The sequence below is a fragment of the Pseudomonas sp. S04 genome (assembly GCF_009834545.1).
GTDB lineage: Bacteria > Pseudomonadota > Gammaproteobacteria > Pseudomonadales > Pseudomonadaceae > Aquipseudomonas.
Genome location: NZ_CP019427.1, coordinates 3,954,772 through 3,969,760 on the forward strand (window position 1 = coordinate 3,954,772; position 14,989 = coordinate 3,969,760).

A 14,989-nucleotide genomic window follows, 5' to 3' on the forward strand; every position below is an offset into this window, starting at 1 on the left:
ACGCAGATACCGAAGCTAAGTCAATACCCTGATTGAAGTTTTTTTCAAAAACAGCTGAAAGCCACAAGCGGCACGCTCCAAGTCAAAGCAGTGGTGCGCAGGCAGTGACGCCTGCGACCGGCTTTTACTTGTCGCTGCCCTTCACTGCTCGTAGATCATCTTCTTGGTCATGCCGCCGTCGACCACGAACTCCTGGCCGGTGACAAACCCGGCATTGCGCGACAGCAGCCACGCTACCATCGCCGCGACATCTTCGACCGTACCTACCCTGCCCGCCGGATGCTGGGCATGATCGGCATCACTCAATGGTTCGGCACGTCGCGCCGACGGGTCGCGGGCATCGATCCAGCCAGGGCTGACCGCATTGACCCGGACTTCCGGGCCAAGGCTGATGGCCAGGGCGTGGGTCAAGGCCAGCAAGCCGCCCTTGCTCGCCGCGTAGGCCTCGGTGTCAGGTTCCGACTGCCCGGCCCGGGTCGAGGCCAGGTTGACGATGGCACCGTTGTGGGCCCGCAGATACGGCGCACAGTGCTTGGCCAACAGCATTGGCCCACTGAGGTTGACCGCCAACACCCGATTCCAGTAGGCCAGGTCGAGGCTTTCCAGGGTGATATTGCGCGGGTCGGCAACCGCCGCGTTGCACACCAGGGCATCCAGGCGCCCAAACTGCCCCAGTACTTCGGCAACGCCCTGGGTCACTTGCTGCTCATCGGCAACGTCCATAGTGATGAACCAGGCATGCTCACCCAACGCCTTGGCAACCTTGGAACCACGCTCACGGTCGAGATCGGTCAGCACCACCTGCCAGCCTTCGCTGATCAACCAGGCGGCAATCCCCAGACCGATGCCGCGGGCAGCACCTGTGACCAGGGCAACCCGGCCATTGCTGCCGCTAGCAGGCGTTGCGATCTCGATCACAAGGCAGCCAGCCCGCGCGCCAGGTCCGCTTGCAGGTCGACCACATCTTCGAGGCCGACGGCAATCCGGATCAGGCTGTCACGAATACCCGCCGCCTCGCGCTCCTGTGGCGCCAGGCGCCCATGAGAGGTGGTGCTTGGGTGGGTAATGGTGGTCTTGCTGTCACCCAGGTTGGCGGTGATCGAGATCAGCCGGGTGGCATCGATGAAGCGCCATGCGCCTTCTTTGCCACCCTTGACCTCGAAGCTCACGACCGCGCCAAAGCCCTTCTGCTGGCGCTGGGCCAACTCGTGCTGCGGGTGGCTCTTGAGGCCGGCGTAATGCACTTTCTCGATACCGTCCTGCTGCTCCAGCCATTCGGCCAGTTGCTGGGCGTTGGCACAGTGCGCCTTCATGCGCAGGCTCAAGGTTTCCAGGCCCTTGAGGAAGATCCAGGCGTTGAACGGGCTCAGGGTCGGCCCGGCTGTACGCAGGAAGCCGACGATTTCCTTCATCTGCTCGCTGCGCCCAGCCACCACGCCGCCCATGCACCGGCCCTGGCCGTCGATGAACTTGGTGGCCGAGTGCACCACGACGTCCGCGCCGAGCTTGAGCGGTTGCTGCAAGGCAGGCGTGCAGAAGCAGTTGTCGACCACCAGCATTGCGCCTTTGGCGTGCGCGACTTCGGACAATGCGCTGATGTCCACCAGTTCGGCCAACGGATTGGACGGCGACTCGACGAACAGCAGTTTGGTGTTGGACTTGATCGCCGCGCCCCAGCCGGACAGGTCCGCCAGGGGGACGTAGTCGACTTCGATGCCAAAGCGCTTGAAGTACTTCTCAAACAGGCTGATGGTCGAACCAAACACACTGCGCGACACCAGCACATGGTCGCCAGCACTGCACAGGCTCATCACCACCGCAAGAATTGCCGCCATGCCAGTGGCCGTGGCCACCGCCTGCTCGGCGCCTTCGAGGGCGGCAATGCGCTCCTCGAACGCCCGCACAGTGGGGTTGGTGTAGCGCGAGTAGACGTTGCCCGGCACTTCGCCAGCAAAGCGCGCCGCAGCATCGGCCGCGGTACGGAACACATAGCTGGAGGTGAAGAACATCGGATCACCGTGTTCGCCCTCCGGCGTGCGGTGCTGGCCGGCACGTACGGCCAGGGTATCGAACGCTACGCCATCGAGGTCGCTGTCCAGCCGACCGGCATCCCAATCCTGACTCATGCTGTCACTCCTTGCCCTGCTCTTGTCATGAAGAGCCTGTAGTAGATACAAAACCGGCCCCTCAGGGCCGGTAGAAACTCAGTTGTTGTACAGATCGATGATCGCACTGACTGCCTGGGTCTTGACCTTGGAGGCGTCGTTACGCGCCTGCTCGATCTTGTTCAGGTAAGCCTCGTCGACGTCGCCGGTGACGTACTTGCCGTCGAACACTGCGCAATCGAACTTTTCGATCTTGATCTTGCCGCCGCCGACCGCTTCGATCAAGTCAGGCAGGTCCTGATAGATCAGCCAGTCAGCACCGATCAGGTCGGCCACGTCCTGGGTCGAACGATTGTGCGCGATCAGTTCGTGAGCGCTTGGCATGTCGATGCCGTAGACGTTCGGGTAACGCACGGCCGGTGCCGCGGAGCAGAAGTAGACATTCTTGGCGCCAGCTTCACGGGCCATCTGGATGATCTGCTTGCAGGTGGTGCCGCGCACGATCGAGTCGTCCACCAGCATCACGTTCTTGCCGCGGAACTCCAGCTCGATGGCGTTGAGCTTCTGGCGTACGGATTTTTTCCGCGCTGCCTGGCCCGGCATGATGAAGGTCCGGCCGATGTAGCGGTTTTTCACGAAACCTTCGCGGAACTTCACGCCCAGGTGGTTCGCCAATTCCAGGGCCGCGGTGCGGCTGGTGTCCGGAATCGGGATGACCACGTCGATGTCGTGCTCGGGACGCTCGCGCAGGATCTTCTCGGCCAGCTTCTCACCCATGCGCAGGCGAGCCTTGTACACCGACACGCCGTCGATGATCGAGTCCGGACGCGCCAGGTACACGTGTTCGAAGATGCACGGAGTCAGGGACGGGTTGGTCGCGCACTGACGGGTGTGCAGCTTGCCCTCTTCAGTGATGTAGACCGCTTCGCCCGGCGCCAGGTCGCGGATCAGGGTAAAGCCCAGCACGTCCAGGGACACGCTCTCGGAGGCGATCATGTACTCGACGCCTTCGTCGGTGTGACGCTGGCCGAAGACGATCGGACGGATGCCGTGCGGGTCGCGGAAGCCGACGATACCGTAGCCGGTGATCATCGCCACGACCGCGTAGCCACCTATGCAACGGTTGTGCACATCGGTGACGGCAGCGAACACGTCTTCTTCGGTTGGCTGCAACTTGCCGCGCTGGGCCAGTTCGTGAGCGAACACGTTGAGCAGCACTTCCGAGTCGGAGTTGGTATTGACGTGGCGCAGATCAGACTCGTAGATCTCCTTGGCCAACTGTTCAACGTTGGTCAGGTTGCCGTTGTGCGCCAGGGTGATGCCATATGGCGAGTTGACGTAAAACGGTTGAGCTTCGGCCGAGGTCGAGCTACCGGCAGTCGGATAACGCACATGGCCAATGCCCATGTGGCCGACGAGGCGCTGCATGTGACGCTGATGAAACACGTCACGTACCAGACCATTGTCCTTGCGCAGAAATAACCGGCCGTCGTGGCTGGTCACAATCCCGGCAGCGTCCTGGCCGCGGTGCTGGAGGACGGTTAGCGCGTCATACAGCGCCTGATTGACGTTCGACTTACCGACGATACCGACGATGCCACACATGCGACGCAACCCCTACTTAATGAAACTGAACTGAACACGACTCACTGCGGCGTTTTCGCCGTCGGCAAGAGGTGCTCCTTGAACGGTATGTCAGCGGGTACGCTGATACCGCTGGCCAGCCACTGACTGCTCCACCCCAATATGAGGTTTTTGGACCAGTCTGCAACCAATAGAAATTGTGGCACGAGCCGCGACTCCTGCCACCATGAATCCTGCTGTACCGGGCCCAGGCTCAACAGCCCGACTGCGGTGACCACCAGCAAGGCGCCACGCGCCGCACCGAAGGCCATGCCGAGGAATCGATCGGTCCCGGAGAGGCCGGTGACGCGAACCAGTTCGCCGATAAGATAATTGATCATTGCACCCACCACGAGGGTGGCCACAAACAAGATGGCGCAGCCGGCGATCACGCGGGCCGAAGGTGTTTCGATGTATCCGGCGAGGTACTCGGACAATGAGCCACCAAACATCCAGGCAACGGCTCCTGCGATGATCCAGGTCACCAGCGATAATGCTTCTTTTACGAAGCCGCGGCTCAGACTGATCAAAGCGGAGATGGCGATGATTGCAACGATCGCCCAGTCAACCCAGGTAAATGGCACAGTACAGCCTACAGATGGATAAGGCGGCGCATTTTAGCAGAGCCCATGGCTATCGGTAAGCTGCGATTTTCAGTGCATTTCAAATAGGGACGATCGTTTCAGCCGCGCTCGGGCTGGAAACGCACCACAAAACCCTTGAGGTTCTGTTTGCGGTTCAGCAGGTCACGCAGACGGTCGGCTTCGGCGCGCTCGATCAGCGGCCCGACGAACACCCGATTCTTGCCATCCGCGGTGCGGATATAGGCGTTGTAGCCCTGGCTGCGCAGGGTTTTCTGCAGGCTTTCGGCGCTTTCACGATTGGCCAGGCTGGCCAGTTGCACCGACCAGCTGACCGACAGGCCATTGGCATCGACCCGACTCTGGGTGGTGTCAGGCTTGCTGGCGGGCACAGCCGGAGCAGGTACTGGCTTGGGTGCTGGCGGCGGAGTAACTGGCTTGGCCACCACCGGCGCCGCGACGATCGGTGCGCTCGGGGCGACAGTTGGCGTGCTCGCGGCCGGTGCCTGCTCCATGGCAATTTCGGCATCGCTGGGCACAGGTTCCTGCGGCAGCGCTTGTGGCTCGGGAACCACCACCGGCTCGACCTGGACCTGAGGCATGGCCGGCGCCTGTGGTGCGGCCGGAGCCTGGACCACCACCTGGCGCTGTTCATCCTCACGGGAGAACATCATCGGCAGGAAAATCACCGCCAGGGCCACCAGCACCAGTGCACCGACCATCCGCTGCTTGTACGCGTTATCCAGCAAAGCCATCTGCAGCTTCCTCCGTGGAGTGCCGAGCGAGCCATTCAAGGGCCTCGGCGACACAATAAAATGATCCGAACAGCAGAATCTCGTCGTCTGCCGTTGCCTGCGCGCTCTGCCCTTCCAGGGCTTCAGCCACACTTGCATAGGAGGTCACGGACGCGCCAAGGTTCTGCAACGCGGCCTGTATATCCGCAACCGGGCGGGCGCGCGCAGAATCCAGCGGGGCGACAGCCCAGTGCTGGACACTAGCACTCAATTCACCGACAACTCCATCAAGATCCTTGTCGGCCAGCAATCCGAAGACCGCCAGGCGCCGACCCGCCACCGGCCGCCGGGCCAGGCGCTGCGCCAGGTACTCGGCCGCGTGCGGATTGTGCCCGACGTCCAGCATCAGGTTCAGGCGCTTGCCCTGCCAGTTGAACTGACGCCGATCCAGGCGCCCAACCACGCGGGTCGCCTGCAATGCCGTGGCAATCTGCTCAGGCACCCAAGGCAAGTCCAGCAAGGCGTAGGCCTGCAGCGCCAGTGCCGCGTTTTCCATCGGCAGGTCGAGCAATGGCAGATCCCGCAGCTCAAGCGTACGCCCCTGGCCGTCGACACCGCGCCACTGCCAGTGCTGGTCCGTCAGGCCCAGGTCAAAATCCCGACCCCGCAGGAAAAATGGGCAGGCCAGCTCGCGCGCCTTGTCCAGCAGGGGTTGTGGTGGATTGAGGTCGCCACACAGCGCCGGGGCGCCGTGGCGGAAAATCCCGGCCTTCTCGAAGGCCACCGATTCCCGGGTATTGCCCAGGTAGTCGGCATGATCGACACCGATACTGGTGACCAGCGCGATATCTGCATCCACCAGGTTGACCGTGTCCAGGCGCCCGCCAAGACCAACTTCCAGAACCACCGCATCCAGACCTGCGCGCTGGAACAGCCAGAACGCCGCCAGGGTGCCCATTTCGAAGTAGGTCAGGGAGATTTCGCCACGGCCCACCTCCACCGCAGTGAAGGCCTCGCACAGCTGTTCGTCAGTGGCCAACACGCCATTGACCTGCACCCGCTCGTTGTAATGCAGCAGATGCGGAGAATTGTAGACACCCACCTTCAGGCCCTGCGCGCGCAGCAAGGAAGCCACGAACGCACAGGTAGAACCCTTGCCATTGGTGCCGGTGACCGTGATCACCCGAGGCGCCGGCTTGCCCAGCCCCATCCGGGACGCTACCTCTTGCGAGCGCGCAAGCCCCATGTCGATGGCGGACGGATGCAACTGCTCAAGGTAGGCGAGCCATTCGCCAAGGGTACGTTGGGTCATAGGTTGGCAGGCACCGGCGGAACCACGATTGGCTCGATAGGTGCGGCGACGAACTCAGGCGTCGGCAGGCCCATCAGTTGCGCCAGCAGGTTACCCAGGCGTGGACGCAGCTCGGAACGGGCAATGATCATATCGATGGCGCCGTGCTCCAGCAGGAACTCGCTGCGCTGGAAGCCTTCTGGCAGTTTTTCACGTACGGTCTGCTCGATCACGCGCGGACCGGCGAAGCCGATCAGGGCCTTGGGTTCGCCGACGATCACGTCGCCCAGCATCGCCAGGCTGGCGGAAACGCCGCCGTAGACCGGGTCGGTCAGTACCGAGATGAACGGAATGCCTTCTTCACGCAGACGCGCCAGGACCGCCGAGGTCTTGGCCATTTGCATCAACGAGATCAGGGCTTCCTGCATCCGCGCGCCACCGGAAGCGGCGAAGCAGATCATCGGGCAACGGTGCTCCAGCGCATAGTTGGCCGCACGCACGAAGCGCTCGCCGACGATCGCGCCCATGGAACCGCCCATGAAGGAGAATTCGAACGCCGACACCACCACCGGCATGCCCAACAGGGTACCGCTCATGGAGATCAGGGCGTCTTTTTCACCGGTCTGCTTCTGGGCAGCAGTCAGGCGGTCCTTGTACTTCTTGCCGTCGCGGAATTTCAGACGGTCAACCGGCTCCAGCTCGGCGCCCAATTCGGCACGGCCTTCAGCGTCGAGGAAGATGTCGATCCGTGCACGGGCGCCAATGCGCATGTGGTGATTGCACTTGGGGCAAACATCCAGGGTCTTTTCCAGTTCCGGACGGTACAGCACCGCCTCGCAGGATGGGCACTTGTGCCACAGACCTTCAGGCACCGAGCTTTTTTTCACCTCGGAACGCATGATCGAAGGGATCAGTTTGTCTACTAACCAGTTGCTCATGCTTTCTTTCTCCAGTACCGGCGGCCCGAACGCTCTGGTTCGCAGCCCCGTGTATGCCCTTGAGCTAAATTCATGTGTGCGGCGATGATCGGTACGCTACGGCGGTCAGCACTAGGCCGTGACCTGCCTGCAACGCACTCCATCCTCAGCCATCCAGACAACCCGCGCTTGGGGTTGCCACTTCGGTTCTGGCCCGCCCGAAGGCGACGCCTGCCTGCTGTGTGCAGCGCATGTTTTGTACCATGCAGTGGACGGCGGCAGACTGCCAGCCGTCACATCGTCGCGGTGCTGCTGCGTACGGCCTGCATAAATGCGTGAATCCTTGCGTGATCCTTGATGCCCTTGCCCTGCTCTACCCCACCACTGACATCCACCGCGTACGGCCGGACCCGGGCAATGGCCTGCGCCACGTTGTCCGGGGTCAGGCCGCCGGCCAGGATAATCGGCTTGCGCAAACCCGGCGGTATCAATGACCAGTCGAAGGCCTCGCCGGTTCCACCGGGCACTCCTTCGACATAGGTATCGAGCAAGATCCCACTGGCACTCGGGTAGGCATCACAGGCAGCGGCGATATCGTCCCCGGCCTTGACCCGCAGGGCCTTGATATAGGGCCGGTGCCAGCCTTCGCAATCGGCCAGGGTTTCATCACCATGGAACTGCAACAGGTCCAGCGGCACGGCATCGAGGATCTCGCCGAGCTCGCAGCGACTGGCGTTGACGAACAAACCCACGGTGGTCACGAACGGCGGCAGCGCGGCGATAATTGCCCGCGCCTGCTGGACCGTGACCGCCCGCGGGCTCTTGGCGTAGAACACCAACCCGATGGCATCGGCCCCGGCCTCGACCGCCGCCAGCGCGTCTTCAATGCGGGTAATCCCACAAATTTTGCTGCGAACGGCTGGCATGTCGGGGGAACCTCAGGGCAAATCCGGGAAAGTCCCGGATGGTAGCAAATGCATTGGCGGGCGTCAGCCGTCAAGTTCCGAGAAGCCGGTGAGGAAATGCGGCCCGATGTAACGCTCTGGCAGCGGGAATTCATCACGGTACTCGACCTGCACCAGGTACAGCCCGAAGGGATGGGCCGTGACCCCGCCCGTGCGGCGGATCCGGCTCTCCAGCACCTCCTTGGCCCACTCCACCGGACGCTCGCCGGTACCGATGGTCATCAGCACCCCGGCAATGTTACGCACCATGTGATGCAGGAAGGCACTGGCGCGAATGTCCAGCACGATCATTTTGCCGTGCCGGGTCACGCGCAGGTGATGGATCTGCTTGACCGGCGACTTGGCCTGGCACTGCCCCGCGCGAAAGGCGCTGAAATCGTGCGTACCGAGCAAATGCTGCGCAGCTTCGGCCATGCGTTGCTCATCCAGCGGCCGATGGTTCCAGGTCACTTCCTCGTTGAGGTGGGCCGGGCGGATCTGGTCGTTGTAGATGACATAACGATAACGTCGGGCAATGGCCTTGAAGCGCGCATGGAAATCCGCCGGCATGACCTTGGCCCAACTGACGCTGATGTCGTGGGGCAAGTTGATGTTGGCGCCCATGACCCAGGCCTTCAGCGAACGCTCCACCTGGGTGTCGAAATGCACCACCTGGCCACAGGCGTGCACACCGGCATCGGTGCGCCCCGCGCAATGCAGGGACACCGGCGAATCGGCGACTTTCGACAAGGCCGTCTCGAGGGCTTGTTGCACGGTGGCCACGCCGGAGGCCTGGCGCTGCCAGCCGCGGTAGCGCGAGCCTTTGTATTCGACGCCCAACGCGATCCGGAAAAAGCCGTCGGCCGCCATTTCGGCGGCCGGGTTATCTATATTTGCCAAGGGGTGACAGCCTGCTGATTTACGCTAAGGCGGGCATTATAAGGGTGTGCGCCGGGGATGCCATGTTCGCGCTGTTTTTTGTTTTGTGCTTGCTCACAGTGAATCTGGCTACCCGCAAATTTTGCGTACGGCCAACAAACCTGTGGGAGCGGGCTTGCCCGCGATAGCGGTATGTCAGCCACCATCGATGTTGAATGAGCCGGCCCCATCGCGGGCAAGCCCGCTCCCACAGTAGTTCTGGGTGTTCGCAGATTTTGGGTACACCCACTTAACCTGTGGGAGCGGGCTTGCCCGCGATAGCGGTATGTCAGCCACCATCGATGTTGAATGGGCCGGCCCCATCGCGGGCAAGCCCGCTCCCACAGTAGTTCTGGGGTGTTCGTAGATTTTGGGTACACCTACTCAACCTGTGGGAGCTGGCCTGCCAGCGATAGCGGTGGGTCAGGCACCATAGATGTTGAATGGACCGGCCCCATCGCTAGCAGGCTAGCTCCCACAGGGGAAATTCGTACACCAGGTAAAGCCAGGCCGGCCGGTAGGCCGCCTCGCCCGCCCTTACCACTCAACAGGCCGAGCGTTAGCTCGCCTGCTGCTCTTGATCCACCCGCCCCATCACGCCCAGAGCCGCTCAATCACACCAGACGAGCAAGCATCTCCTTGGCTTCGCCTTTCTGTCCGTCGTTGCCCTCGCTGAGGACCTCACCGAGAATATCCCGCGCGCCGTCCTTGTCGCCCATGTCGATGTAGGCCTGGGCCAGGTCCAGCTTGGTAGCGACTTCATCGGTGCCCGACAGGAAGTCGAACTCCGGTTCGTCGTTGTCCATCGCCAGCGCCGCGTCTTCGGCGGTGAAGCTCGGCTCGCCGATAGGCGGATGTTCGAGATCCTCGGCAAAACGGTCCAGTTCAGCGTGAACATCATCCAGGTCGGTGATGAAGTCATCCGATGTGGCGGGTGCATCCATCTCATCAGCCAGGGACAGGTCGAAATCCGCCGGTAACTCCAGGTCGTCAGGCGTCACTTCGGCTACCGCCGGCTCCTCGCTTACGGCCAGGTCCTGGGGCTCATCGTCCAGGCCCAGGACCGCGGCGTCCTCAGCCAGGACCGACTCCGGTACATCGCCAGCCAGGTCCAGGTCGAAATCCGCCAGGTCGGCCGGGCTTTGCGGCGCCTCAGCCGGCGACTCGAAACTCAGATCGTCGTCCAGCGGGAAGTCTTCCAGGTCGGCAACCGGTTCGGTCGCGACCACGGCCGGCGACACCGCCTCCAGTTCGTCCAGGCTGAGATCGAAGGCAGCGTCGAGGTCGTCATCCAGCGCAACTTCTGCTGGCGCAACTGGTGCCGCAACCGGCTCCTCGGGCTGATCCAGGTCGAGATCAAAGGCGCTGTCGAAGTCATCTTCCAGCGCCGTCACTGCTGCAGCCGGCTCTACTGGCGGGGCGGCCTGTGGTGCGTCCAGGTCGAGGTCGAAGGCACTGTCGAAATCATCGTCCAGCGCCGGTTCTTCAGCGCTCGGCGCAGGTTCTTGCGGCTCGTCCAGCAGCAGGTCCTTGACGTATTGCGCATCCAGCTCGGCCGCTACCGCAGCGGCAGCGATACCACCGACTGCAGCGACCGCCGCCATGGCCGGGAAGCGGCTCTTGAGCTCTTCAACTTGTGCAAAGTTCTTGCCATTGGCAACCAACTGGCGCTCCTGCACCACGAACGCATCGCGATCGCCCTGCATGCCGTGGACTTCCATCAGCTTGAGGCGCAGCTCGCTGCGTTGTGGCTCTTGCTTGATGCCTTCCTCGAGCAGGCTGGCGGCCTGGTTCAGGCGCCCCTCATCGATATGGGCCTGGGCATGGCCCAGCACGTCGTCCGCCCGCTCGCCGGCCGGCGCCACCAATGGCGCGGCAATCGGCGTGGTCATTACCACCGGGGTAACAACTGCCGCAACGACCGGCGCTGGCGTCGGCGCGGTGGCCAACTTGGCAGTCGGGGCTGGTTCTTCGAGGCCTTCGAAACTGCTCTCCGGCAGATCCAGGTCTTCGTTGAAATCCGATTCCTCGGCCAACGCACGCGCCATGCGCACATGCTTCTCGGCTTCCTGCTGCGCCTTGCGCCGGCGGGCCAGCAGCAACAGCAGCAACGCCAGGACAATCGCGCCACCCCCGATCAGCCCCATCAACAGCGGGCTGGTCAGCAGTTCGTTGTAGGTTTGCTCAGGTGTCGCCTTGGCAGGTGTTTCGCCAGGGGTGGCAGTCGGTACAGCGTCAGTCGCTGCAGGCGCAGTGGCCGGTACGGACTCGGCAGGCAGCGTCTCGGACGCAACCGCTTCAGGCGTCGCGCCGCCTTCAGCCTGCAACTTGGCCAGTTGATTGTTCTTCAGTTCGATCAAGCGTTGCAGCTTGTCCATCTGGCTTTGCAGGTCGGCCACGCGGCTTTTCAGCTCGGCATTGTCGCGCCGGGTGGTGTCCAGGCTTTCCTGGGTCACCGCCAGTTTGTTACTGATGCCCTTGCTGTCGCCGACCGCGCCTTTACCGGTGTTTTTGCCCGACTCGGCCGAGACCAGGCTCAAGCTGTCGCGGGCCGCACCCTGCGCCGCAGCAGCGTCAGGTGCACGACCGGTGGCATCCAGTTGCTGGGCCTGGGTCCGTGGCACATAGCGACGGCCCTGGCGCCAGGCCTTGTTCTGCGCAGCCACTTCGGCAATGGCCTGGGTCTGCGGCAGTTGGGTGATTTGCGTGGCATCCGGCAGGCGCAGGACCTGGCCGGCCTTCAAGCGGTTGATGTTGCCATCGATGAACGCATCGGGGTTCAACGCCTGGATTGCCAGCATGGTCTGCTGGATCGAACCGCCGTTGCGTGCCTTGGCGGCGATTTCCCAGAGGGTGTCGCGGGCCACGGTGGTGTGTTGTGCTGTCGCCCCGGTGACTGGCGCATTGATCGCCGGCGCGGCTTGCCCGGCAGCCTCGGCCGTTTGCGGCGAGAACTTGGACGGGTCGAGCAGCACGCTGTAGTCGCGCAGCAGGCGGCCGTTGGGCCACATCACCTGGACCAGGAACTTGACCATGGGTTCGGACAATGGCTGGCTGGAGGTCACCCGCAGAATGCTCTTGCCATTGGCATTGAGCACCGGGGTAAAGGTCAGGTCATTGAGGAACGCCTGGCGATCCACGCCGGCCTTGGCGAAGTCATCGGCTGAGGCCAGGCTCGGCACCACTTCGGCCACCGTCAGGTCCTTGACATCGAGCAACTCGATCTCGGCCACCAACGGTTGGTTCAGGGTCGACTTCAGGGTCAGTTCCCCGAGCCCAAGGGCATGCGCCATACCGGAGGACAGCGCCGAGGCGGCCGCTATTGCTAACACCAGTTTGCGAACTTGAACCATAGCCTCATCCTTTGTTTGAACATTCCTCGGCCAGCGAGAAGGTGTTGTTTGTCGCTGCCACAAGGCATTGCGCACAGGCCTCGGATGAGGCTGTACGCGATTATTTCACTGACACGCCAGGGAGCCCCCGCAGGCGCTCCGCTTGCAAGCATAGCGCTCAGCTAGAATCATTCTGAAAATTGTTGCCAAGTATCTTTTACACAAGGGCTTTTATCAACAACTCGGCCACTTGCACCGCGTTGAGCGCTGCGCCTTTGCGCACGTTATCTGACGTCAGCCACAAATTAAGTTCCGTCGGGTCGTCGACCCCGCTGCGAACCCGACCGACGTAGACCACGTCCTGGCCAACCGCATCGCCGACTGGAGTCGGGTAATCGCCCGCCTCCACCAGCTCGACACCTTCGGCAACCTCCAGTGCAGCGTTCACCGCCGCCAGGTCAACCGGCTTGGCCGACGCCAGGGTCACGCTAAAGCTATCGCCAAAAAACACCGGGGCTTGAACGCAGGTTACGGAAATTTTCAGTGCTGGCTGTCCGAGGACCGCACGCAGTTCGTGGACCAGGCGTTTTTCCAGCAGGGTGTGGCCTTGCGCATCCGGCGTGCCGACCTGTGCCAGCAGGTTGAATGCCATCTGCCGATCAAAAAAGCGCGGCTCCAATGGACGCACATTCAACAGCTCGGCGGTCTGCCGGGCCAACTCGGTCACCGCCTCGCGGCCCTGGGTGGACACAGCCAGGCTGGCGGTCAGGGTCACGCGCTGCACATCCAGCAGTTCGCGCAACGGCGCGAGCACCACTGCCAGGGTGGTGGCCGAGGCGCTCGGGCTGCTGACCTGGAACGGTTTTTTCAGGCTGGCCAGCACTTGGGCATTGGCCTCCGGCACCACCTGGGGCGCCTGCTCGGCCGGCAAGGCTCCTGACAGATCGATCAGCGAGCAGCCGGCGGCCGTCGCACGCGGGGCAAAGCTCAAGGTGACCGCTGGGCCTGCGGCGAAGAACACCAGCTGGACTTTGCTGAAATCAAACTCATCGACCTCCCGCACCCGCACGTTCTTGCCACGAAACGGTACCGAATGCCCGGCCGATTCGCTGCTGGCGAGCAGGTGCAGGTTAGCGATCGGGAAGTCGCGCTCTTCGAGAATCTGGACGAGGGTTTCGCCGACAGTACCGGTGGCGCCGACAACGGCGATATCAAAGGACTGGCTCATGGTTCTACCTCAGGCGAAACGGGGGGAGCGGCACTTTACCGGGTGGGTGGCGCACAGGCAATTATGCAGTGTCTGTATCGACTCCATCGCGGGCAAGCCCGCTCCCACAGGGTTCAACGCATGCCCGCGATGACGGACTTTCGGTGGGCAAAAAAAACCCGCGCCTCTCGCAAGGCACGGGTTCTTTCACAACTTCAACCGATCAACGTTCCAGCAGGATCCGCAGCATGCGCCGCAGTGGTTCGGCCGCGCCCCACAGCAACTGGTCGCCGACGGTGAACGCGCCCAGGTACTGGGTGCCCATGTTGAGCTTGCGCAGACGGCCAACCGGTACATTCAGGGTGCCGGTGACCTTGGTCGGGCTCAGCTCCTGCATGCTGCTGTCGCGGTTGTTCGGCACCAGCTTGACCCATGGGTTGTGCTGGCTGATCAAGCCTTCGATATCGGCGATCGGCACGTCTTTGTTCAGCTTGATGGTCAGCGCCTGGCTGTGGCAGCGCATGGCGCCGATCCGCACGCAGATACCGTCCACCGGGATCGGGCTCTTGAAGCGACCGAGGATCTTGTTGGTCTCGGCCTGGGCCTTCCACTCTTCACGGCTCTGGCCGTTCGGCAGTTCCTTGTCGATCCACGGGATCAGGCTGCCGGCCAGTGGTACACCGAAGTTCTCGGTCGGATAGGCGTCGCTGCGCATGGCTTCGGCCACACGGCGGTCGATGTCGAGGATGGCGCTGGCCGGGTTGGCCAGTTCATCGGCAACTGCGGCGTGGGTCGCGCCCATCTGCTTGATCAGCTCGCGCATGTTCTGCGCGCCGGCACCGGAGGCCGCCTGGTAGGTCATGGCGCTCATCCACTCCACCAGACCGGCTTCGAACAGGCCACCCAGGCCCATCAGCATCAGGCTGACGGTGCAGTTGCCGCCGATGTAGTTCTTGGTGCCCGCATCCAGCTGCTGGTCGATGACCTTGCGGTTGACCGGGTCCAGCACGATGACCGCGTCATCCTGCATGCGCAGGCTGGAAGCGGCATCGATCCAGTAGCCCTGCCAACCGGCTTCACGCAGCTTGGGGAAGACTTCGCTGGTGTAGTCGCCACCCTGGCAGGTCAGAATCACGTCGAGGGTCTTGAGCTCTTCAATGCTGTAAGCGTCTTTGAGCGGAGCAATATCCTTGCCCACGGACGGGCCTTGGCCACCGACATTGGAAGTGGTGAAAAACACCGGCTCAATGAGATCGAAATCCTGCTCTTCCAGCATCCGCTGCATGAGCACGGAACCGACCATACCGCGCCAACCGATCAGACCTACACGTTTCATC

General features: G+C 62.6%; 12 protein-coding genes. All 12 read right to left on the bottom strand.

The window, feature by feature from the left end; translation table 11 throughout:
* Positions 1 to 141: 141 nt before the first annotated feature.
* On the bottom strand, positions 142 to 918 hold the full coding sequence (locus PspS04_RS17450; RefSeq protein ID WP_159996867.1) for an SDR family oxidoreductase: 777 nt from the start codon (positions 916 to 918) through the stop codon (positions 142 to 144).
* Entirely contained in the window at positions 915 to 2,126 is a 1,212-nt protein-coding gene (locus tag PspS04_RS17455; RefSeq protein WP_159996869.1) for an O-succinylhomoserine sulfhydrylase, read from the bottom strand. Before PspS04_RS17455 ends, PspS04_RS17450 begins: the two co-directional genes overlap by 4 nt.
* 78 nt (positions 2,127 to 2,204) lie before the next feature.
* Positions 2,205 to 3,710 carry an amidophosphoribosyltransferase gene (gene purF / locus PspS04_RS17460; protein WP_095171983.1) on the bottom strand — a complete coding sequence of 502 codons (1,506 nt, stop codon included), beginning with the start codon at positions 3,708 to 3,710 and terminating at the stop codon, positions 2,205 to 2,207.
* Positions 3,711 to 3,751: 41 nt separating this feature from the next.
* Positions 3,752 to 4,312, bottom strand: a complete 561-nt coding sequence (locus tag PspS04_RS17465) for a CvpA family protein (protein WP_095171985.1) — start codon at positions 4,310 to 4,312, stop codon at positions 3,752 to 3,754.
* A gap of 98 nt (positions 4,313 to 4,410) precedes the next feature.
* Positions 4,411 to 5,064, bottom strand: coding sequence for an SPOR domain-containing protein (locus PspS04_RS17470; protein WP_159996871.1), 654 nt, complete (start codon positions 5,062 to 5,064; stop codon positions 4,411 to 4,413).
* A complete protein-coding gene (gene folC, locus PspS04_RS17475; RefSeq protein ID WP_159996873.1) occupies positions 5,048 to 6,355 on the bottom strand; it encodes a bifunctional tetrahydrofolate synthase/dihydrofolate synthase in 1,308 nt (435 codons plus the stop codon). Before folC ends, PspS04_RS17470 begins: the two co-directional genes overlap by 17 nt.
* The gene (accD, locus tag PspS04_RS17480; protein WP_095171991.1) at positions 6,352 to 7,272 is read right to left on the bottom strand and encodes an acetyl-CoA carboxylase, carboxyltransferase subunit beta; all 921 of its coding nucleotides are present in this window, start codon (positions 7,270 to 7,272) and stop codon (positions 6,352 to 6,354) included. Before accD ends, folC begins: the two co-directional genes overlap by 4 nt.
* A gap of 272 nt (positions 7,273 to 7,544) precedes the next feature.
* Entirely contained in the window at positions 7,545 to 8,177 is a 633-nt protein-coding gene (locus tag PspS04_RS17485; protein ID WP_159996875.1) for a phosphoribosylanthranilate isomerase, read from the bottom strand.
* A 63-nt stretch (positions 8,178 to 8,240) separates the two neighbouring features.
* Positions 8,241 to 9,065 (bottom strand): tRNA pseudouridine(38-40) synthase TruA, encoded by an 825-nt coding sequence (truA, locus tag PspS04_RS17490; RefSeq protein ID WP_159998870.1) that lies wholly within the window; start codon positions 9,063 to 9,065, stop codon positions 8,241 to 8,243.
* Between the two features lie 662 nt (positions 9,066 to 9,727).
* On the bottom strand, positions 9,728 to 12,466 hold the full coding sequence (locus PspS04_RS17495; protein ID WP_159996877.1) for a FimV/HubP family polar landmark protein: 2,739 nt from the start codon (positions 12,464 to 12,466) through the stop codon (positions 9,728 to 9,730).
* Positions 12,467 to 12,662: 196 nt separating this feature from the next.
* A complete protein-coding gene (locus PspS04_RS17500; protein WP_159996879.1) occupies positions 12,663 to 13,673 on the bottom strand; it encodes an aspartate-semialdehyde dehydrogenase in 1,011 nt (336 codons plus the stop codon).
* 202 nt (positions 13,674 to 13,875) lie between these two features.
* Complete coding sequence (asd, locus tag PspS04_RS17505) at positions 13,876 to 14,988, bottom strand: aspartate-semialdehyde dehydrogenase (protein ID WP_095171322.1); 1,113 nt, start codon at positions 14,986 to 14,988, stop codon at positions 13,876 to 13,878.
* Position 14,989: the final 1 nt, after the last annotated feature.